General features: G+C 39.3%; 18 protein-coding genes. 14 read left to right on the forward strand and 4 right to left on the reverse strand.

Features of this window, described 5'->3' with window-relative positions; translation table 11 throughout:
* Positions 1–119: 119 nt before the first annotated feature.
* A complete protein-coding gene (locus tag Q8S11_RS00740; protein WP_305660159.1) occupies positions 120–1,868 on the reverse strand; it encodes a hypothetical protein in 1,749 nt (582 codons plus the stop codon).
* A 219-nt stretch (positions 1,869–2,087) separates the two neighbouring features.
* On the opposite strand from Q8S11_RS00740, the gene Q8S11_RS00745 reads away from it, so the two are divergent.
* The 7 genes from Q8S11_RS00745 to groL all read left to right on the forward strand — a co-directional run bounded on the left by Q8S11_RS00745 (position 2,088) and on the right by groL (position 9,726).
* Positions 2,088–3,599 carry a MiaB/RimO family radical SAM methylthiotransferase gene (locus Q8S11_RS00745; RefSeq protein WP_305660160.1) on the forward strand — a complete coding sequence of 504 codons (1,512 nt, stop codon included), beginning with the start codon at positions 2,088–2,090 and terminating at the stop codon, positions 3,597–3,599.
* A gap of 136 nt (positions 3,600–3,735) precedes the next feature.
* Complete coding sequence (locus tag Q8S11_RS00750; protein ID WP_305660161.1) at positions 3,736–4,971, forward strand: sigma 54-interacting transcriptional regulator; 1,236 nt, start codon at positions 3,736–3,738, stop codon at positions 4,969–4,971.
* Between the two features lie 3 nt (positions 4,972–4,974).
* Positions 4,975–5,493, forward strand: coding sequence for an LptE family protein (locus tag Q8S11_RS00755; RefSeq protein WP_305660162.1), 519 nt, complete (start codon positions 4,975–4,977; stop codon positions 5,491–5,493).
* A gap of 33 nt (positions 5,494–5,526) precedes the next feature.
* On the forward strand, positions 5,527–7,098 hold the full coding sequence (locus tag Q8S11_RS00760) for a hypothetical protein (protein WP_305660163.1): 1,572 nt from the start codon (positions 5,527–5,529) through the stop codon (positions 7,096–7,098).
* A gap of 5 nt (positions 7,099–7,103) precedes the next feature.
* Positions 7,104–7,439, forward strand: coding sequence for a preprotein translocase subunit SecG (gene secG, locus Q8S11_RS00765; RefSeq protein WP_305660164.1), 336 nt, complete (start codon positions 7,104–7,106; stop codon positions 7,437–7,439).
* A 216-nt stretch (positions 7,440–7,655) separates the two neighbouring features.
* Entirely contained in the window at positions 7,656–7,949 is a 294-nt protein-coding gene (gene groES, locus Q8S11_RS00770; RefSeq protein WP_305660165.1) for a co-chaperone GroES, read from the forward strand.
* Positions 7,950–8,085: 136 nt separating this feature from the next.
* The gene (groL, locus tag Q8S11_RS00775; RefSeq protein ID WP_305660166.1) at positions 8,086–9,726 is read left to right on the forward strand and encodes a chaperonin GroEL; all 1,641 of its coding nucleotides are present in this window, start codon (positions 8,086–8,088) and stop codon (positions 9,724–9,726) included.
* Positions 9,727–9,910: 184 nt separating this feature from the next.
* Here groL and lipB read toward each other — a convergent pair whose 3' ends face one another.
* Positions 9,911–10,615 (reverse strand): lipoyl(octanoyl) transferase LipB, encoded by a 705-nt coding sequence (gene lipB, locus Q8S11_RS00780; RefSeq protein ID WP_305660167.1) that lies wholly within the window; start codon positions 10,613–10,615, stop codon positions 9,911–9,913.
* Positions 10,605–11,258: a 4'-phosphopantetheinyl transferase superfamily protein gene (locus Q8S11_RS00785; RefSeq protein WP_305660168.1), complete on the reverse strand. Its 654-nt coding sequence runs from the start codon at positions 11,256–11,258 to the stop codon at positions 10,605–10,607. Before Q8S11_RS00785 ends, lipB begins: the two co-directional genes overlap by 11 nt.
* Positions 11,259–11,328: 70 nt before the next feature.
* On the opposite strand from Q8S11_RS00785, the gene dcd reads away from it, so the two are divergent.
* From dcd to Q8S11_RS00815, 6 genes are all read left to right on the forward strand, one after another.
* Entirely contained in the window at positions 11,329–11,865 is a 537-nt protein-coding gene (dcd, locus tag Q8S11_RS00790; protein WP_305660169.1) for a dCTP deaminase, read from the forward strand.
* Between the two features lie 147 nt (positions 11,866–12,012).
* Positions 12,013–14,724 (forward strand): TonB-dependent receptor plug domain-containing protein, encoded by a 2,712-nt coding sequence (locus tag Q8S11_RS00795; RefSeq protein WP_305660170.1) that lies wholly within the window; start codon positions 12,013–12,015, stop codon positions 14,722–14,724.
* Between the two features lie 4 nt (positions 14,725–14,728).
* Complete coding sequence (locus Q8S11_RS00800; RefSeq protein ID WP_305660171.1) at positions 14,729–15,496, forward strand: enoyl-CoA hydratase/isomerase family protein; 768 nt, start codon at positions 14,729–14,731, stop codon at positions 15,494–15,496.
* A 1-nt stretch (position 15,497) separates the two neighbouring features.
* Entirely contained in the window at positions 15,498–16,394 is an 897-nt protein-coding gene (locus Q8S11_RS00805) for an SDR family oxidoreductase (RefSeq protein ID WP_305660172.1), read from the forward strand.
* A 16-nt stretch (positions 16,395–16,410) separates the two neighbouring features.
* A complete protein-coding gene (locus tag Q8S11_RS00810) occupies positions 16,411–16,809 on the forward strand; it encodes a RidA family protein (protein ID WP_305660173.1) in 399 nt (132 codons plus the stop codon).
* A 43-nt stretch (positions 16,810–16,852) separates the two neighbouring features.
* Positions 16,853–17,134 carry an ATP-dependent Clp protease adaptor ClpS gene (locus tag Q8S11_RS00815; RefSeq protein WP_305660174.1) on the forward strand — a complete coding sequence of 94 codons (282 nt, stop codon included), beginning with the start codon at positions 16,853–16,855 and terminating at the stop codon, positions 17,132–17,134.
* 52 nt (positions 17,135–17,186) lie between these two features.
* On the opposite strand, the gene Q8S11_RS00820 is transcribed toward Q8S11_RS00815, so the two are convergent.
* Positions 17,187–18,125 carry a type IX secretion system membrane protein PorP/SprF gene (locus Q8S11_RS00820; protein WP_305660175.1) on the reverse strand — a complete coding sequence of 313 codons (939 nt, stop codon included), beginning with the start codon at positions 18,123–18,125 and terminating at the stop codon, positions 17,187–17,189.
* Between the two features lie 275 nt (positions 18,126–18,400).
* Between Q8S11_RS00820 and Q8S11_RS00825 the strand changes: the two genes are divergently transcribed.
* Positions 18,401–19,156: a YdcF family protein gene (locus Q8S11_RS00825; RefSeq protein WP_305660176.1), complete on the forward strand. Its 756-nt coding sequence runs from the start codon at positions 18,401–18,403 to the stop codon at positions 19,154–19,156.
* Positions 19,157–19,158: the final 2 nt, after the last annotated feature.

The following is a 19,158-nucleotide window of genomic DNA, read 5'->3' on the forward strand; positions in this document are numbered from 1 at the left end:
GGCAAAACGGTACCAAACAGAAATCTTGAACGCTTAAATAATGACATTGGGGTCAAGCCCGGACTTACAAATGTGTTAGGCCAGGCTTGACCCGCTGTCAGCCCGTGCTTGACCCGGGCCTAATTCCTGTTCATCCTTCGTTCATCGCGTTTCTTCAACCGGTCATCACGTCTCTCTTCCCTGTTGTTCCGTTCAATTTCCATCTTTCTAAGCCTTGCGGCGATCTCAGCCTGAGTGGCAGCATCAAAGCCTATTGTATTTAAAAGCGCTTCTGCAAATCCCTTCCAGATCATATTGAAGAAAGAAGAATGTTCAGGCCGGGCATAATAAAATGCTGCCCTCCTCACTGGCTGACCTTTCATCGGATTATCGTCCTTTATGATCAGAATATTGGCAAAAATAGAAGCGATACCCTTTCGCTTTAAGCGACTGGAATTTTCCCTTGTTTCCAAAAGAGTAATTTTCAAATCATTGTAATAACAGGTCAGACTTCCTCTTACACCTTTAATACTTCCCCGACCGTTAAAATTCATCTCATTTATAAAACCCGATTTAACTTCAATCAGCGACAAAGGTCTGATTGCAGAATTGAACATCTCTGCATCAAGTTTACCTAGTTTTCCGGAAAACTGAAATGCTCCTGCAGGATCTGGCAGATTGAATTTCATTGCTATATCCAGTCGGCCACGATCCATTAAGAGTGAGGTCAGCTTTACATCACTGAATTTATTCTTAATCAGATTGAGGGAATCATTTGTCAGATTCACAATACTTCCATTGATTCCTCCAAATGAAAGAGTTCCCTTACGTCTTGAATCCGGATTGTACTCCGAATAATTGACATGTGAATCCTTCAACAATACAGTATCTATGGTAGTATCGAGCTGAAATCTTCTTAATGCCAGTTGAGGAAAATTAACACCTCTATCCCTAAGTGAGTCGGGTCTTCCCCTGTTCAAAAAAACTGACATCTTACCTTTATTTAATGTTAAAGAACTAGCAATTAACCTTCTGTCGCGATTCAATAACTTGTAGTCAACATTATTTAATGAAATATCCTCAAAGTGTGCAGAATACCGATTCTTCTGAAATTTAAATCTTCTTGAAAATTCCATCTCTGAGAATTTTGGCAGAAGGCGAAATCCTTTAATATAGGCATATCTACCTGCTGTAGAGGCTTTGAACTCGCTGAACTGAAGATTATAATTACCATCAGCAGTAATCGTTTTGTAACCAAGCAGTTCAGCATAAATATCTTTGGTATAATACAAACGGGAACGGTCGAATTGTGATGCCGAATCAATCAGAAGATCGCTGATTCTGAGGTACAGATCTTTTAGTTCGGTAATTCTACTTCCGCCCTCTGCACTATGATCGACATACTTGAAATCTGCATTTCTGAAAATGATATTTCCGATTTTTACCGAATTGAGATATGGGGAAAGGTGCTGGTAAGCTGTTCTCAAATCTTCCTCAGTAGATGATTTTGTATTTCTTGTTTTAGAAAATACAACTTTCAAAGTGGGCCTGTCAATCTCTATTGCACTTATTTCCAGTTTGCCTGATGAATATATTTTCCAGGGCTGTATTCTCTTTAAGATCAGTTCGCCTATTTCCACTTCATATAAATGCCTAGGCGCAATGCTGTCAACTTTCATCTTTTCGTACACCAGGGTATCGGGGATGAAGCGGATATTCGATACATCCAACCTTCCTGTTACAAAATTCACCCGGATATTTTGAAATTCAATTCTGTATAAACCATCTGTTGATCTGTCAATTGCTTCTTTGATCCTTTGTGTTAAAATAGGTTTCCAATAGTAGTTCAAATATACCGCCGCAACGCTTATCAGAAATATTGGTACCATTAAAACCAACATGATCCATCTTCGAAATAAAACTTTACTGCTTTTTAGAACCATAAACTATTCTCTGTTAGAAGCTAAGTTAACCTTAATCATTAACGTTTTTACAGATTAACTGATTGGTAAGTACAATTTAAAAAGATTGTTTGCTATTAAAAAGAATCTCTGCCAAATTGTCATTTTGCAGAAAAAACCATACTTTTGCAGCTAATTTAATAAAGAATGTTTGAGCGGCCAATAAACTTAAAAGATTCATCAGAAACAACATTGCATGATGAATCACGTCAGGGTGAAGCCTTAATTCTGGAAAACACCGGACAATATACAGGACGAAAACTTTACATAGAAAGTTACGGGTGTGCCATGAATTTTTCTGACAGTGAGATAGTTGCATCAATCATGCAGGGTATGGGCTTCGAAACAACATCTCAATATAAAGAAGCTGATGTCATTTTTATAAATACCTGCTCTATTCGTGACAATGCTGAACAGCGGGTAAGAAACAGGCTGCGTGAATTTGGAGCGGCGAAAAGTAAACGGCCGGGAATGACCATTGGTGTACTTGGCTGTATGGCTGAGCGTTTAAAATCGAAATTTCTGGAGGAAGAGAAACTTGTTGACCTTGTAATCGGACCTGACTCTTATCGTGATTTGCCAAATCTGATCGCCAAATCAGATGACGGAATACGGGGCGTAAATGTTATTTTAAGCAGGGAGGAAACTTATGCTGATATCAGTCCGGTAAGATTGAACAGCAATGGCATCTCAGCCTTTGTATCCATCATGCGCGGTTGCGATAATATGTGCTCATTTTGTGTGGTTCCCTTTACCCGGGGTAGGGAACGCAGCAGGGATCCTCATTCAATAGTTCAGGAAGCCCGTGAATTATTTAAAATTGGATACCGTGAAGTGATCTTACTGGGTCAGAATGTTGATTCTTACAAATGGGAAGCCTCACCCCAGCCCTCTCCAAAGGAAAAGGAGCCGGATATTTCCCTCTCCCCTCTCCTCCGGAGAGGGGTTGGGGGTGAGGCCCTAAACTTTGCAGGACTATTAGAACGTGTTGCCCAAATCGACCCGCTCTTAAGAGTACGATTCTCCACTTCCCATCCAAAAGATATAACCGATGAGGTATTGCAAACGATGAATAAGTATGAAAATATCTGTAATCATATTCATCTTCCGGTACAATCAGGTAACTCCCGGGTGCTGGAACTGATGAATCGTACCTATACCAGAGAATGGTATATTGAGCGGATTAATACCATTAAAAATCTCATTCCTGATTGCGCAGTTTCATCAGATATCATTATTGGATTTTGTACAGAAACTGAAGAAGAGCATCAGGATACGCTAAGCCTTATGGACTATGCCCAATTTGATTTTGCCTATATGTACACCTATTCAGAGCGCCCGGGCACACTTGCCGCCAAGCGTTTTGAAGATGACATTCCGGAAGCTGTGAAAACCCGAAGGTTCAATGAGATCCTGAAAAAGCAGCAGGAATGCTCTTTGAACCGACTGCAGCAGCATATTGGCAAAACTCATAAAGTATTGATTGACGGATTCTCCAAGAAATCAGATCAGGATTTTTCGGGCAAAAGCGAACATAATATCACAGTAGTTTTTCCGGTAAATCAAGCTTATAAAGCTGGCGACTATGTAGATGTCAGAATAGAACGATGTACCCCGGCCACTTTAATAGGGAGAATTAAGGCTGATGTGGAGATTTGAAAATTTGGAGATTTGAAAATGTCAATACTATTGATTAAAAATCAGCCGGTTAAAACAAATTAAAAAAATAAAGATTGATTTGGAAATGAAATAGCATCATCAAATTTCCAAATCATCAAATCATCAAATTACAATAATGGATGTTCAGGACATAAAAAACAGATTTGGTATCATTGGTAATTCACCTCTACTTAACCGGGCAATTGATATAGCCAGGCAGGTAGCACCAACCGATATTTCTGTGTTGATTACGGGTGAAAGCGGAAGCGGTAAAGAGGTTTTTTCACATATTATTCATGCATTGAGCGCCCGTAAACATGGGCCATTTATCGCAGTTAACTGTGGTGCGATACCAGAAGGAACCATCGACTCAGAACTGTTTGGACATGAAAAAGGATCATTCACTGGGGCACATGATGCCCGTAAAGGATATTTTGAGGTAGTTGACGGCGGAACAATATTTCTGGATGAGGTTGCAGAACTACCAATCGGGACTCAGGCTCGCTTGTTACGGGTACTGGAAACAGGCGAATATATCCGTGTTGGTTCTTCTAAAGTTCAGAAAACAAATGTGCGTGTGATCGCTGCTACGAATAAGGATGTTTTTGATGCAGTAAGTGCCGGAAAGTTTAGGGAAGATCTTTATTACCGTTTGAACACCGTACCATTGAAAATCCCTGCATTAAGAGAGCGGAAAGAAGACATAAATTTACTGTTCAGGAAGTTTATTGCCGACTTTACAGATAAATACAGAAGCCCTTCGGTACATCTTGAACAAAGTGCACAGCAGGTTTTAATGAATTATAGCTGGCCGGGTAATGTCCGTCAGCTTAAAAATATCGCCGAGCAAATTGCTGTTCTTGAAAAAGACAGAAATCTTTCGGCAGAAAACCTGCAGAATTACATTCCTACTGAGGCCGGAAGCACCCTACCTATGCGTATTCCAAACCAGAACAAGGATGATTATTCTGAGCGGGATATTCTTTATAAAGTGCTTTTCGATATGAAGAAAGATATGGTGGAACTAAAAAAACTGGTGGCAGAGATTATACAAAACGGGGGTAATACATCAAACATTCAGTCAAACCAGAAGGTAATCAATCAGCTTTACAGGGATATCGAAATACCCGGTAGTACTAAAACCAGCCCTGATCAGCATCCTCTTGTGATACATCAACACGATAATGATAAATCATATGATATGATGGATGATGCTGAAGAAGTAGAAGAATCCTTGTCATTGATTGACAAAGAATCAGACCTGATCAAGAAAGCACTCAAGAAACATAAAGGAAAACGAAAATTAGCGGCCCATGAACTTGGGATCTCAGAACGTACCTTGTATCGTAAAATTAAGGAGTTAGAACTATAAAATATGCAGAAGATATTTTCAATATTCAGAAACACCTTAATTGTCGGCCTGCTCACGCTCTCCCAGTCCTGCGGCACCTATTCCTTATCAGGGGCTTCAATTCCAGAGGAGATGAAAACACTTTCAGTTCAGTTCTTTGAGAATACCTCTCCATTGGTAGTACCTTATCTGAGTCAGCAGTTTACCGAGGGTTTAAAAGACAGGATAAGAAATCAATCCAGGTTAAGTATTGTCAGGTCGGAGGCGGATGCTAATTTTGAAGGGCGGATTACTGATTATACTATCCGGCCGGTTGCTATCCAGGGAAATGACCGGGCAGGCCTTAACAGGGTAACAGTAACTGTCAGTGTAAAATATACTAATGCTCTGCAGCCTGAATTAAATTTTGAACAATCATTTCAGGCATTTCAGGAATTTAGCCTGAACCAGGGTCCAATACAAACTCAGGAGCAAAAATTATTAGCCCTGATTATCCGACAGCTCACCGAGGATATTTTTAACAAGGCTTTTGCCAATTGGTAATAAATATTTAGCTTTCAAAAAACTGAGCATAAAGTGAAACAGACAAACCAGCAGGAATCCTACATTAAATTGTTTGCAAAGTGTATTACAGATCCTTCTGTGATTGATGCCGGAGATTCAATAATTTTAGAGAAAGCCCTGGAAAAGTTTCCCTATTGTCAGGTATTAAATCTTTTTTATAGCCGCTCATTATCACTTTCAGGCTCCGAAAACCTGCAGAAACAATTGATTTATACGGCATTATCAATTCCTGAAAGAAAAATCCTCTATACAATCCTGAATGAACCTGAAAAACTAAAAGAGCCTGAAAAATTAAAATATATTGAATCTGTATTATTTGCAGAACAGGATTCGGAGGACGAAGGGATACATGGTATTGAAAATACAAGGGACTTTACTAAGGAAAAATTAAAGGCAGATGATGGGGAATTTGATTTAGAAAATATCTCAGAAGAGCCTGTTAATAAGATAATAGAAGAAGATTCTTTGTCTGCCACGGTAGAAAATGAGCTAGATAAAGATATAACAGCAGAACCTGAAAAAGAAAAATCATCGCTTGAGGAAGACTTTTGGACAGCGAAAATAGAAACAGGTCCCGAAACTGAAGTCCCAACAGAAACTGAGACAGAAAAACAAACTGCTGATGAAGATTCATGGGGAGCTAAAATAGCCAGTGCTCCAGAAAATGATGAAGTAACTGTCTCAGAGACTACAAACCAAGAGATTGGTATTGAAATCCCTGCTGAAAAAGCAGATGATTCAATAGATGAAGAGAAAACTCATATTGAAAGAGAACCGGATGATACAATAGCTGAAACTGAGCAGGCAAATGCTAATGAGAATAATAATCCGGTAGAAGAAACCTCTTTATTGGGTGATATCTTCAATACAATTAATGAAAGTGCTATACCATTAGAAGATCCTGTAAAGGAAGAAACTAAGGCTGAGCCGGTTTTTAGTTCTGAAAGGGAATCTGAAATAAAGCCTGCTGAAGATGTCAAAGCTGCTCCTGCAGAAGCTGTTACACCTGCTGCAGAACCCTCACTTGGGGGAACAGGCAGCACTGAAAGAGCAGTAGCAGAACCTGATCAGGAAGTATCAAGGTACAATGACGATAAAATGCCCTATTCATTCTTATGGTGGTTGCAAAAAACCCGGATGGAGTATGCAGACACGTATCAACCATATTCCGATTTCAGGTTAGATCCAAATCAGAATATTAAAATAGGTTCTGTCGATCAGTTAAGCAGTCAGATCATTGAGAATATTTTCCATTTGCAATCACCTTTAGAGCAGGTTAAAAATGCCCCGAGAACTGTTCCTTTTCAGGTAAAACGCAAGGAAGATTCTATCCTTGAGAAATTTATCAAGGAAGAACCTCAGATCAAACCTCCCGACTCTCAAAAACTGGATACCGAGAACAAGGCAAGGAAAAGCGCGGAAGACCCAAATGACCTGGTTTCAGAAACACTGGCACATATCTATGCTGACCAGATGTTATATGAAAAAGCAATTACTACCTACAAAAAATTAAGTTTGAAAGTTCCGGAAAAAAGCACGTACTTTGCCGACCGAATTCGTGAATTAGAAAAGAAAGTAAATTAATAGATATGTTATATACAATTATTATCCTGGCTATCATTGTTTGTGTTTTGTTAGTGCTGATCATTTTGATTCAAAACCCTAAAGGAGGTGGTCTATCCTCCGGATTCTCAGGGTCCAATAATATCATGGGCGTACAGCGAACTGGTGATTTTCTGGAGAAAGGCACATGGGTTCTTGCAGTGTCACTAATGGTTCTGGCCTTAATGGTTAATGTAGTTGTTCCCCGTGGCGGAGTAGTAGATCAGGAAATGAATGATATTCAAAACCAGATCAATAAACCTGCTGCACCGGTTGCCGCACCATCAGGTCTTTCTTTACCTACCGACAGCACTAAAAAATAAAAGATCATATTCGAAAATGAGCCACCTGAAGGGTGGCTTTTTTTTTGAAATAAACTGACATTTTACTGACAGCTTGACACCGATTCTTTGTCAATAAAGAGGGAAGGATAATCAAATAATGAAAATTTGACAAGAAATGTACCCCTAAGCTATTTGGCATAATTCGTGTCAATAGAACAGTACAAATATTCCATTAATTTAATTTATTATATCAATATGGCATTAAATATCAAACCTAGCGCAGACCGGGTAGTTATAGAAGCTGCACCGGCTGAAGAAAAAACGGCCTCCGGACTTTACATTCCTGATACTGCAAAAGAAAAACCTCAAAAAGGTACTGTTGTAGCTGTTGGACCTGGAAAATATGCAGAACAAACCGGCAATTTAATCCCTATGGCTTATAAAGTAGGAGATGTGGTATTATACGGTAAGTATGCTGGCACAGAGATCACACATGAAGGAAAAGAATATCTGATCATGCGTGAATCTGATATTTTTGCAACATTATAACGAAGTCGGAAGTCGGAAGTCAGACCTCAGACATCGGACCTCAGACCTCATACTTCGAATCCAAATTAAATTAAAAACCGGAGGCTTGATACAAACATCAATTTGAATTAACTCCAACATCTAAAATCTTTAAACAATGTCAAAACAAGTTAAATACAATGTTGAAGCACGCGATGCTCTGAAAAGAGGCGTGGATATCCTTGCCAATGCAGTAAAAGTAACTCTTGGACCAAAGGGCCGTAATGTAATTATCGATAAGAAATTTGGTTCACCTGCAATCACTAAAGATGGTGTTACCGTTGCCAAAGAAATTGAATTAAAAGACGCCCTTGAGAACATGGGTGCACAGATGGTAAAAGAAGTTGCCTCTAAAACAGCTGACCAGGCTGGAGATGGCACTACTACTGCGACAGTTTTAGCTCAGGCAATAGTAACCGCCGGAATTAAAAACGTTGCTGCCGGTGCAAACCCAATGGATCTTAAACGTGGTATTGACAAAGCAGTAACTGCTGTTGTTGCTAATTTGAAAAAACAGTCACAGTCTGTTGGTGAAGACAATAAAAAAATAAAGCAGGTTGCCTCAATTTCAGCTAATAATGATGAAGTAATTGGAACCCTGATCGCTGATGCAATGGCGAAAGTTGGAAAAGATGGTGTAATTACTGTTGAAGAAGCAAAAGGTACTGAAACTGAAATGAAAACAGTCGAAGGTATGCAGTTCGACCGTGGATACTTATCTCCATACTTCGTAACCAACGCTGATAAAATGGAAGTTGAACTGGATAATCCTTATATCCTGATCTACGACAAGAAGATTTCTTCAATGAAAGAACTTCTTCCGGTTCTTGAAAAACAAGTTCAAACCGGAAAACCATTATTAATTATTGCTGAAGATCTTGACGGTGAAGCATTAGCTACCCTGGTAGTTAACAAAATCCGAGGCTCACTGAAAGTGGCTGCTGTTAAAGCACCAGGATTCGGTGATCGTCGTAAAGCAATGCTTGAAGATATCGCAATCCTTACAGGTGGTACAGTTATTTCTGAAGAGAGAGGTTATAAATTAGAGAATGCAGATCTAACTTACTTAGGTCAGGCAGAAAAAGTTGTTGTTGATAAAGATAATACGATCGTTATTAATGGAGCAGGTAAAACTGCTGACATCAAAGCACGTGTTAGCCAGATCAAAGCTCAGGTTGAAACAACTACCTCTGATTATGATAAAGAAAAATTGCAGGAACGTTTAGCTAAACTTTCAGGTGGTGTTGCCGTACTTTATGTTGGTGCAGCTACGGAAGTTGAAATGAAAGAGAAAAAAGACAGAGTTGATGATGCTTTACATGCAACCCGTGCAGCTGTTGAAGAAGGAATTGTTGCCGGTGGTGGTGTTGCTTTCATCCGTGCTGTTGAGGCTTTAAAAGATCTTAAAGGAGCTAATGAAGATGAGAACACAGGTATTGCAATCATCAGACGTGCTATCGAAGAGCCATTACGTCAGATCTGCCAAAACGCAGGTATTGAAGGTTCTATCGTAGTTCAAAAGGTGAAAGAAGGTAAAGCTGATTTCGGATACAATGCCCGTACTGATGTTTACGAAAATCTGATCGGTGCCGGTGTTATTGATCCAACTAAGGTTGGTCGTATCGCATTGGAAAATGCAGCTTCAATTGCAGCGATGTTATTAACTACTGAAGTAGTACTTGCTGATGATCCTGAAGATGAAAAAGGTGGTGCTGGTATGCCTCCAATGGGTGGCGGCGGCATGGGTGGAATGATGTAATATCATTCTCCCTTCACAAAAAAAGCTCCGGATAAAATTCGGAGCTTTTTTTGTATTTATTGATTCGAACAGACAGGAATCATCTGTTGCCAGTTGTCTGTTATCAGTTGTCTGATTCAGGGATTATTAATTAATTGAGAATGTAGTATCCTGATCTGAACTTTTCACTTTCAATTCTCAATTCTCAATTCTCCAAGATTTCCATCTCAAACAAGCTCCCAATATTCAGCTTCAATTTCTGCTTTACTTCTTCAATATCCGGCTTAAAACCCAGCTCCCTTTCCAATGAAGTAACATCCTTATCATCGATTCCACAGGGAACAATATTTCTAAAATAAGACAGATCTGTATTGACATTAAAAGCAAGTCCATGCATGGTTACCCAGCGACTGCACCTAACGCCCATTGCGCAGATCTTTCTTGCACGCTCATTATCAGCATCCAGCCAGACTCCGGTATACCCTTCATACCTGCCGCTTTGTATTCCATAATCCGCTAGTGTCATTATCACAGCTTCCTCAAGAGTCCGCAGATAAAGGTGGATATCAGTAAAAAAATTGTCCAGATCCAGTATAGGATAAGATACAATCTGGCCCGGACCATGATAAGTAATATCACCACCCCGGTTAATTTTATAATATGTGGCTTGTTTATTTGCTAATCCGGCTTCATCAAGAAGTAAATTTTCGGGCTTACCACTTTTTCCGAGGGTATAAACATGCGGATGTTCGACGAAAATGAGGTGGTTATGGACAGGATCATCCGTGTTGTTATTTCTATTCTGAGTTTTGGCCATAACAGTCTCTGCAAAAACCTGTTCTTGCCTGTCCCATGCCTGCTGATAATCAACTAACCCCCAATCCTGAAATATGACCTTCTTATTCTTCATTATAATCATCCGCAACAAATCCGATCATATACCCATCAAATTTTTCGTAGTGTACCCTGAATTTCCTTTGACGAGTGTCGGTATTCAGCATGGCCTCAAAAGAGCCGCTGACTTCATATGTAAACGGTTCAAGCTTAATATGCTCCAGAAAACTAATATTCTTTTTACCGTGAAGCTTATAAATAGCCTCTTTCGCGCACCAGGTAACGTAAAGATGATCTATGCGATCCTTATCATGAATAAACTCAATCTCCTCTTTACTCAGGAACTTGTGGGCAATTCGTTCAATTTTATCCTTAACCAGTTCAATGTCTATTCCAACTGCCTTACTCTTACTCACCATTACTGCAGCATAATCATAAGAATGGCTTAGTGAAATATGATGAGGAAAATTACTTAAATATGGTTTGCCACTTGAATCAACCTTACAGTCAATATAACTTTCAGTATCCATCATCCTGCGAAGCAGTACACGGGTGCTCAGCCAATGCATGTTACGCTTGCCGTTATTCAAAGTATCCAGATACGACAATTCATGTTCCTTCAACTGTAACTGAGCCAGTAATTCATCTGCACTTTCTTCGATCTTCCAGATTGCAAATGATGTAGTAAGGTCAATTTCCCGGTGATAAGCAAGAGCCATTTTTAAAAATAAAATACCTGCAAAACTATCTCAAATTAATCATAATTTAGGCCAAATCTTACGCTTATTTATGATACTTTCTGATAAACTCATTCTGGAAGAAATTGAAAGAGGAAATATAATAATTGAACCTTTCAATAAGGAGTGTCTTGGCACCAATTCTTACGACGTTCATCTGGGCAAATACCTGGCAACATACAGAAACAGGGTTTTAGATGCTAAACTTCATAATGAGATTGACCATTTCGAGATTCCTAAGGATGGTTTTGTCCTTCAACCCAATACCCTTTATCTCGGAGTAACCCTCGAATATACAGAAACCCACAGGCATGTGCCATTTCTGGAAGGAAAATCAAGTACCGGCAGACTGGGGATCGACATCCATGCAACAGCCGGAAAAGGAGATGTAGGATTTTGTAATACCTGGACTCTTGAAATATCATGTACGCAACCGGTAAAAATATATGCCGGTATGCCTATAGGCCAATTAATCTATTTCGTAGTTGATGGTGATGTAGAAACCATGTACAATACAAAACTCAATGCCAAATACAACAATAAGACCACAAAACCCGTTGAAAGTATGATGTGGAAGAATTCCTTCTAAGCATCAGCTATAAAATAAATCGTATATTAATACATATTAAGCCTCAATTCAAAAACCGGGGTTTAAATTTTTAATGGAACCAATTTTGCGGGGTAATCCCGGCATTCAATTATACCGGCATTAGATATTGATTCAGTAACATTCTTTATGAAAAAGTATTTCATTATCATTTTTTCTATGCTATTCTCAGCATTAATGTTGGGATTTATCATTGAGGATGAGCCACTGAAGAAAATTCTTACGCAGATAGAAAAATACAGATTACAATTCCCGCAGGAGAAAGTTCATTTACATCTTGACAAACCATATTATGCCATTGGGGATAATATCTGGTTTAAAGCATACGTCGTTAACGCTGAGAAAAATGAATTATCTAACTTGAGTAAGATATTGTATGTGGAGCTAATCAACGACAAAGATTCAATTAAGAAATCCCTGAAAATACCCTTGGAAATGGGATTAACCTGGGGGGATTTTACACTTTCTGACTCACTGAGAGAGGGTAACTACAGAATACGGGCATATACAACCTGGATGAGGAATTTTGGAGAAGAATACTTTTTTGATAAAACCATCACCATTGGTAACTCTATTTCCAATACAGTTTTAACTCAGGTAGATTACACTTACAGTAAAGACGCACGAGGACAAAAAGTATCAGCCCTGATCAATTATAGCGATATGGCCGGCCAGCCGCTCGCTAATAAAGAGGTTAGCTATCATGTTGAACTGGACTTCAGAAGTATTCTGAAAGGGAAAGGCATTACTGATGCAATGGGAAATCTTCAGGTCAGTTTTGTAAACAATCAGCCCTTCGTGTTAAAATCAGGAAGAATCAGTACCACTATCCGTTTGGATGAAAAGAACAGTGCAAATAAAAACTTTCCTGTTAAATCAACATCAAATGAATCTGTTGTTCAGTTCTTCCCTGAAAGTGGCGATCTGGTCAATGGGATCAGCTCAAGAATTGGATTCAAGGCTGTGAGTTCAGACGGACTTGGAATTAATGTCGGTGGGTATATCAGCAATCAAAATAATGTCCGGATGGTTGATTTTAAATCAGAACATGCAGGAATGGGACATTTTAGATTAAGGCCTGATCTTACTGATACCTATACTGCACATATTATTTTTGAAGATGGCTCAGAAAAGTCATACCCCCTGCCGCAAGTAAAAGCAAACGGATATGTTTTATCTGTGAGTAATACCAATACAGATGATCTCAAAATTATCGTATCAACCAACGAAGTTGCCAAACCGGATGAAGAAATAACCCTTATTGCGCAAACTAACGGACAGGTTCATTTCGTTTCGAAAAACAAGCTTTCTTCAAAAACGTTCAATGCAAGCATTCCAAAAAATCGTTTCCCAAGCGGAATACTTCAGCTAACACTCTTTTCTGCTCAAAATGAACCGGTTGCCGAGCGACTGGTATTTATCAATCATTCTGACTTTTTGAAAATCGATCTGAGTACAGACAAGCCTGAGTATAAAAAAAGGGAAAAAGTCAAACTGACATTAGACACAAAAGATCCTCTGGGTAAAGCTACAATGGGAAGCTTTTCAATTGCGATCCTTGATGAATCAAAAGTGCCTTTTCATGAGGCTGATGAAACCACAATAATGTCAAATCTTCTTCTCAGTTCAGATTTAAAAGGTTTTATTGAGCAACCCAATTATTATTTTGATGAAATTAATGAAGATAAGATCAGGCAACTCGATATCTTATTGTTAACCCAGGGCTGGCGTAGGTTTGAATGGAGAAATATTTTATCAGATAATTATCCTACATTGGTTTATCAACCTGAAACCAATTTACAGGTTAGTGGCAAGGTTACCACCGTGACAGGCAGGCCTGTAGTCGGAGGAAAAGTTACATTATTTTCCGCATCCGGGGATGTATTTATGCTGGATACGCTTACCAACGCGAACGGAGAATTCAAATTTGACAACCTGTATTTTAACGATAGTACGAAATTTGTAATTCAGGCAAGAAATGAAAAAGACCGAAAAAATGTAGAAATTTTGCTCGACAGGATTCCACCTCAGTTGGTTACAAAAAATAAAAACGAAGCAATGCTGGAGGTAAATGTTAACCGCTCCATGCTTTCCTACTTAAAGAACAGTCGTACCCAGTACGATGAATTTAGAAGGTATGGCGTGATTGGAAGAAATATCCTCCTTGATGAAGTAAGAATAGTTGAACGTAAGCAGGAAGTAAAGCATTCTGCAAATCTGAATAGTCCGGGAAGAGCCGATGCAATAATTAAAGCCGATCAGCTTCAGAATTGTTTTGATCTTGCTATATGTTTACAGGGCAGAGTGGCCGGTTTAATAATCAGGAATGGAATGGCCTATCTGATGAGAAATATGAGTGCATCATTCAGGGGGCCCATCCCTATGGAAGTGGTTGTAGATGGGATGTTTTTGGGAGCTGAATTTTTATCGTCCATAAACGTCCAGGATGTAGAAACTATTGAAGTACTCAGAAGTGGAGCAAACACTGCCATATACGGTTCAATGGGTGGAGGTGGGTTGCTAATTATAACTACCAAACGTGGGGAAGTCAATAATAATTACAGATCATACTCACCCGGAATTATGAGTTATAAACCTCAGGGATTCTTTAAAGGCCGCGAGTTTTATTCTCCTGATTATGACGATCCTGCAATTAATGTACAGATACCAGATCTTCGGACAACCATTTATTGGAATCCAAATGTTGTCAGCGATTCTACTGGTAAAGCAAGTGTTGAATTCTTCAACTCTGATGGAACAGGCAATTATAAAGCCATTGTTGAAGGAATTAATATCAATGGATCAATAGGAAGAAAAATTTTCAGATATAACGTCAAATAAAAAGATGAATACGATAAAAGTCCAGATAAAAGATAAAATTGCCGTGCTTTCATTGGATCGCGGTCGTTCAAATGCTATCAATTCAGAAATGGTAGCTGAACTGCATCAAATGATACGTAATATTGAAAATGATGATTCAATTGCCGGACTTATCCTTACCGGAAAAGATGGTTTTTTTTCGGCAGGACTGGATCTTATTGAACTATATGAATATGATGAAGTTCAGATCAGAGAGTTTTGGGTAGAATTTTTAAGTCTGGTTAGCTCTATGGTCTCTTTTAAAAAGCCGATGATCGCAGCTATCAGTGGACACAGTCCGGCAGGTGGATGTGTTTTGGCAATTTGTTGTGACTACAGGATAATGGCAGAAGGAAAATTTATTATAGGACTAAATGAAGTACCAGTAGGTATCATTGTCCCGGCAAGCATATTCCATCTGTACGCATTCTGGCTTGGCAATGCTCCGGCTTATCGTGCATTGCTTGAAGGCAAGCTAATGAATACCCAGGAAGCATTAAGTGCAGGCCTGGTTGACGAGGTAGTAAGCCCTGAAAGCATCTTGCATGCCGCCGAACGTAAAATGCTGACCTACATACAGCTTGAACGAAAAACCTGGCAACAAAGCAAAATGAATATACGCGAAGAACTGCTCAAAAAGGTGAATGCTGATCAGACTGAAATGCTTGGGCATATGCTTGAACAATGGTGGTCAACCTCAACACGTTCCATATTAAAAACAATTATCCAAAACCTTAAACAAAAATCTTCCTGATATGTATAATGAACCCATGTTACGGGATGATGCCCTGAGTGGAAAAACAATCATTGTTACCGGTGGCGGAACCGGTTTAGGCAGGGCAATGAGCACTTATTTTTTAAAACTCGGTGCCAATGTGGTTATCACAAGTCGCAAAATGGATGTTCTTGAGCAAACTGCGGCCGAGATGCAGGAGGAAGCATCTGCCGATGGCAGGGAACTGAAGGCAAAAGTACTTCCGGTTCAATGTGATGTACGTAAACCTGAGGAGGTTGATGAGGTATTAAAGAAAACACTCGAAACTTTTGGCCAGGTGAACGGCTTACTGAATAATGCAGCCGGAAACTTTATTTCTCCAACAGAAAGACTATCTCCAAATGCATTTTCCACGATCATTGATATCGTTTTAAAAGGTACGGCCAATTGCACAATGGCTGTTGGAAAACACTGGATTAAAGAGAAACAAGCCGGAACCATATTGAATATAGTAACAACTTATGCATTTACAGGTTCAGGATATGTAGTTCCATCGGCCTGCGCAAAAGGCGGAGTTTTGGCCATGACCCGGTCTCTGGCGGCAGAGTGGGGCAAATATGGTATCCGAAACAATGCAATCGCACCCGGTCCTTTCCCAACGAAAGGCGCATGGGACCGACTGCTTCCAGGCGATATGGCCAAAAAATTCGACTTTAAAAACCGGGTGCCTCTCAAAAGGGTTGGAGATCATCAGGAACTGGCAAACCTTGCTGCCTTTATGATGTCTGATTTTTCGGGATATATCAATGGTGAAGTAATCACTATTGATGGTGGCGAATGGTTGCAGGGAGCAGGGCAATTCAACGGTCTTGAAGCCATTACACCAGAAATGTGGGATATGCTTGAGATGATGACCCGGTCGGCCAAAGGAAGTTAATTTCAATCGGTTCGGGATGCAAAAACGTATTAATATTTCTTCAGGAGCCGTTTGGGAAGATCAAGTTGGTTATTGCAGAGCTGTACGTATCGGAAACATCATTGAAGTATCAGGAACCACTTCTGTTGATGGAGATATTCTGATCGGGAAAAATGACCTGTACGCCCAGACAAAATTCATCCTCCATAAAATAGAAAAAGCATTGCAGGAGGCCGGAGCTCAAATGACCGATGTGGTTCGAACACGAATGTACGTTACCGATATCAGTAAATGGGAGGAAGCCGGGAAAGCACATGCTGAATTTTTCAGAATCATAAAACCGGCTACAACTATGGTGGAAGTAAGCAACCTTATCCATCCTGATTTGCTTATAGAAATTGAGGTATCGGCAGTAATTCAACAACATACTTATTAAAATATTCATTCTGTAATCGATATCCATTCTGTATTTTTGTAAGATGGGAACAGAGGTACAGGAAGAAACACTAACACTTGAAGAAGTTTTAGCAGCGTTAAAAGTTAACCATCGCCTGATTCTTTGGAATGATGATACCAATACATTTGAGCATGTTATCCACTGTCTCATAAAATACCTCGACTATACCGAAAAACAAGCCGAAAGAATCGCCTGGACAGTCCATAATGACGGGAAATGTACTATTCTTGAAGGTTCATTTACCGAAGTTGAGGTTTACCGTAAAATTCTCCAACAGGAAGGCTTAACAGTCAGCATAGAATAGGATGCATAAAATCTGTAATTAAAACAAATAAGTTCCCATTATATCAGGCAAGTCAAAAATAACATTTTGGTGTTGAACTTGAATTCCCTCTGGTAGAAATTCTGAAATTCAGTACAATTTCATGTGATCCCCTTTCCACTGCCGCTAATCTGGTGGTTGTAAAATCATAGGAATAACCTAGCTGCACATTTGGACTTAATTGTATCTCGGCAAGCAGATCCACTGAATCCATAGAACGTAATGAAGCCCCAAGCCAAAGCGTTTCTTTAAACAGGAAATTGGCGTTCAAATCAATCTGAACAGGGGAACCGTTAACATATTTCAATAGCACATTGGGTTTAAACTTAATATCTTCTCCTAAATCGGCCAGGTATCCGCCCTGTAATATGTAATGTGGCTTGTATGCTGTAACTGTATAGGTGCTGGCCCCCATATCTCTGTAATAAAAAAACGGTGATGAAAAGCCGGCATAAAATTTCTGAGAGAATAACATTAAGCCAAATCCAAGATTGGCCCTCAGGGAATTCTGATCCGCAAAAACTGGATCCAGAGCTGCTGAAGGACTGCCTGACTGGCTGTACTGACCAACATATTTCCCTATTCCGGCATTCAGGCCAAGGGCAAAATAGGTATCATCTCCTATCGCAACTTTATGGGCTGCAGTCCCCAAAACCCCATTTTCGCTAATTACCTCACCTATCTGATCTCTCATAAGAATTAATCCAAGGGAAGTTCGTGATTGCTTTATCGGGCTGTGTACCGATACTGTTTGGGTATTGGGAGCCCCTTTAAATCCTACCCATTGCTGCCTGACAAGGGCAGTGACATTAAGAGCTTCATCCATGGATGAATATGACGGATTGATTATCAAACCGTTAAACATATATTGTGTAAACATAGCCTTTTGCTGAGCCAATACAGAAATTGTACCCCCAATAAAAAGTAGTAATACTAGTAATACAGCTATAAACTCCTTAGTCTGGAATTTCATTGACTCAACTATTGACAATTGTTAGTGTTCTGGCCCCGACATTAACTACCCCTATTAGCAATTTGATGAGAAAAAGAATTGCTTTGAGTTCAAGCTAATTTAATTCCAGGGTTGAAATATGTATTTTTATACGTTAAACAGGGTAAATGGTTTCGGATTAAGGATATTATAGATACTCTGATTCTGATTTTAACCTTGAGATAAATCCTTATATTTTTTCTTAATTTGTCTGCTTGATAGGAGAATTTTACCTACTATATTTTAATTTAAAAGACATGTTTTTTTATTTATCCAAGATCCTTACCTTCCTTATCTCTCCAACAGTCTTGATTCTTTGTGTCATGATTCTGGCATTAATCGTAAAGAAGACTGACCAAAGAAGAAAATTGTTCATCCTTTCTTTGGGCATGCTACTTTTTTTCAGTAATCCTTTAATTATTAATCAATTGCTTAATTACTGGGAATCCAAAAGCAATATGAATACACTGAAAGTTTATGATGCAGGGATAATCCTCAGCGGGTTTATGAGCCGGAATAAAGAAGATGGAAGCCTGAGTTTTGGGGAAAGTGCAGACAGGCTGACAGAGGGTTTGATACAATATAGAAAAGGCAGAATAAAAAAAATAATAATTAGTGGTGGAAGTGGCAGTCTGTTAAATGATACGCGCGAATCAAGGCTTGCAAAAGCCTTTTTAATAGAAAATTGCGGTGTACCCGATTCAGTTGTCCTTATTGACACCGTTTCGAGAAACACCTATGAAAATGCTGTAGAATCAAAAAAAATTATGATTGCAGGAGGCCTGAAATCCGCAATTATGATCACTTCTGCCTGGCATATGAGAAGGGCGGAAGGCTGCTTTAAGAAAGTAGGGCTGGATGTTGATATTCATCCTACTGATGGGATGTACCATAGCCAGGAGTTTTCACCATCTGATCTCATTATCCCTAATACCAGAAATATTGTTCGATGGGAGAATCTAATGCATGAAGTAGCAGGAACAATTATCTATAAATTGCAGGGATATAATTAATT

This window comes from Daejeonella sp., from assembly GCF_030695525.1.
Lineage (GTDB): Bacteria > Bacteroidota > Bacteroidia > Sphingobacteriales > Sphingobacteriaceae > Daejeonella.

What these genes read in the sequence shown, in the direction of transcription:
- Q8S11_RS00740 (WP_305660159.1), bottom strand. Translation starts at nt 1,868, where the DNA reads ATGGTACCAATATTTCTGATAAGCGTTGCGGCGGTATATTTGAACTAC.
- Q8S11_RS00745 (WP_305660160.1), top strand. Translation starts at nt 2,088, where the DNA reads ATGTTTGAGCGGCCAATAAACTTAAAAGATTCATCAGAAACAACATTG.
- Q8S11_RS00750 (WP_305660161.1), top strand. Translation starts at nt 3,736, where the DNA reads ATGGATGTTCAGGACATAAAAAACAGATTTGGTATCATTGGTAATTCA.
- Q8S11_RS00755 (WP_305660162.1), top strand. Translation starts at nt 4,975, where the DNA reads ATGCAGAAGATATTTTCAATATTCAGAAACACCTTAATTGTCGGCCTG.
- secG (WP_305660164.1), top strand. Translation starts at nt 7,104, where the DNA reads ATGTTATATACAATTATTATCCTGGCTATCATTGTTTGTGTTTTGTTA.
- groES (WP_305660165.1), top strand. Translation starts at nt 7,656, where the DNA reads ATGGCATTAAATATCAAACCTAGCGCAGACCGGGTAGTTATAGAAGCT.
- groL (WP_305660166.1), top strand. Translation starts at nt 8,086, where the DNA reads ATGTCAAAACAAGTTAAATACAATGTTGAAGCACGCGATGCTCTGAAA.
- lipB (WP_305660167.1), bottom strand. Translation starts at nt 10,615, where the DNA reads ATGAAGAATAAGAAGGTCATATTTCAGGATTGGGGGTTAGTTGATTAT.
- Q8S11_RS00785 (WP_305660168.1), bottom strand. Translation starts at nt 11,258, where the DNA reads ATGGCTCTTGCTTATCACCGGGAAATTGACCTTACTACATCATTTGCA.
- dcd (WP_305660169.1), top strand. Translation starts at nt 11,329, where the DNA reads ATGATACTTTCTGATAAACTCATTCTGGAAGAAATTGAAAGAGGAAAT.
- Q8S11_RS00795 (WP_305660170.1), top strand. Translation starts at nt 12,013, where the DNA reads ATGAAAAAGTATTTCATTATCATTTTTTCTATGCTATTCTCAGCATTA.
- Q8S11_RS00800 (WP_305660171.1), top strand. Translation starts at nt 14,729, where the DNA reads ATGAATACGATAAAAGTCCAGATAAAAGATAAAATTGCCGTGCTTTCA.
- Q8S11_RS00805 (WP_305660172.1), top strand. Translation starts at nt 15,498, where the DNA reads ATGTATAATGAACCCATGTTACGGGATGATGCCCTGAGTGGAAAAACA.
- Q8S11_RS00810 (WP_305660173.1), top strand. Translation starts at nt 16,411, where the DNA reads ATGCAAAAACGTATTAATATTTCTTCAGGAGCCGTTTGGGAAGATCAA.
- Q8S11_RS00815 (WP_305660174.1), top strand. Translation starts at nt 16,853, where the DNA reads ATGGGAACAGAGGTACAGGAAGAAACACTAACACTTGAAGAAGTTTTA.
- Q8S11_RS00820 (WP_305660175.1), bottom strand. Translation starts at nt 18,125, where the DNA reads ATGAAATTCCAGACTAAGGAGTTTATAGCTGTATTACTAGTATTACTA.
- Q8S11_RS00825 (WP_305660176.1), top strand. Translation starts at nt 18,401, where the DNA reads ATGTTTTTTTATTTATCCAAGATCCTTACCTTCCTTATCTCTCCAACA.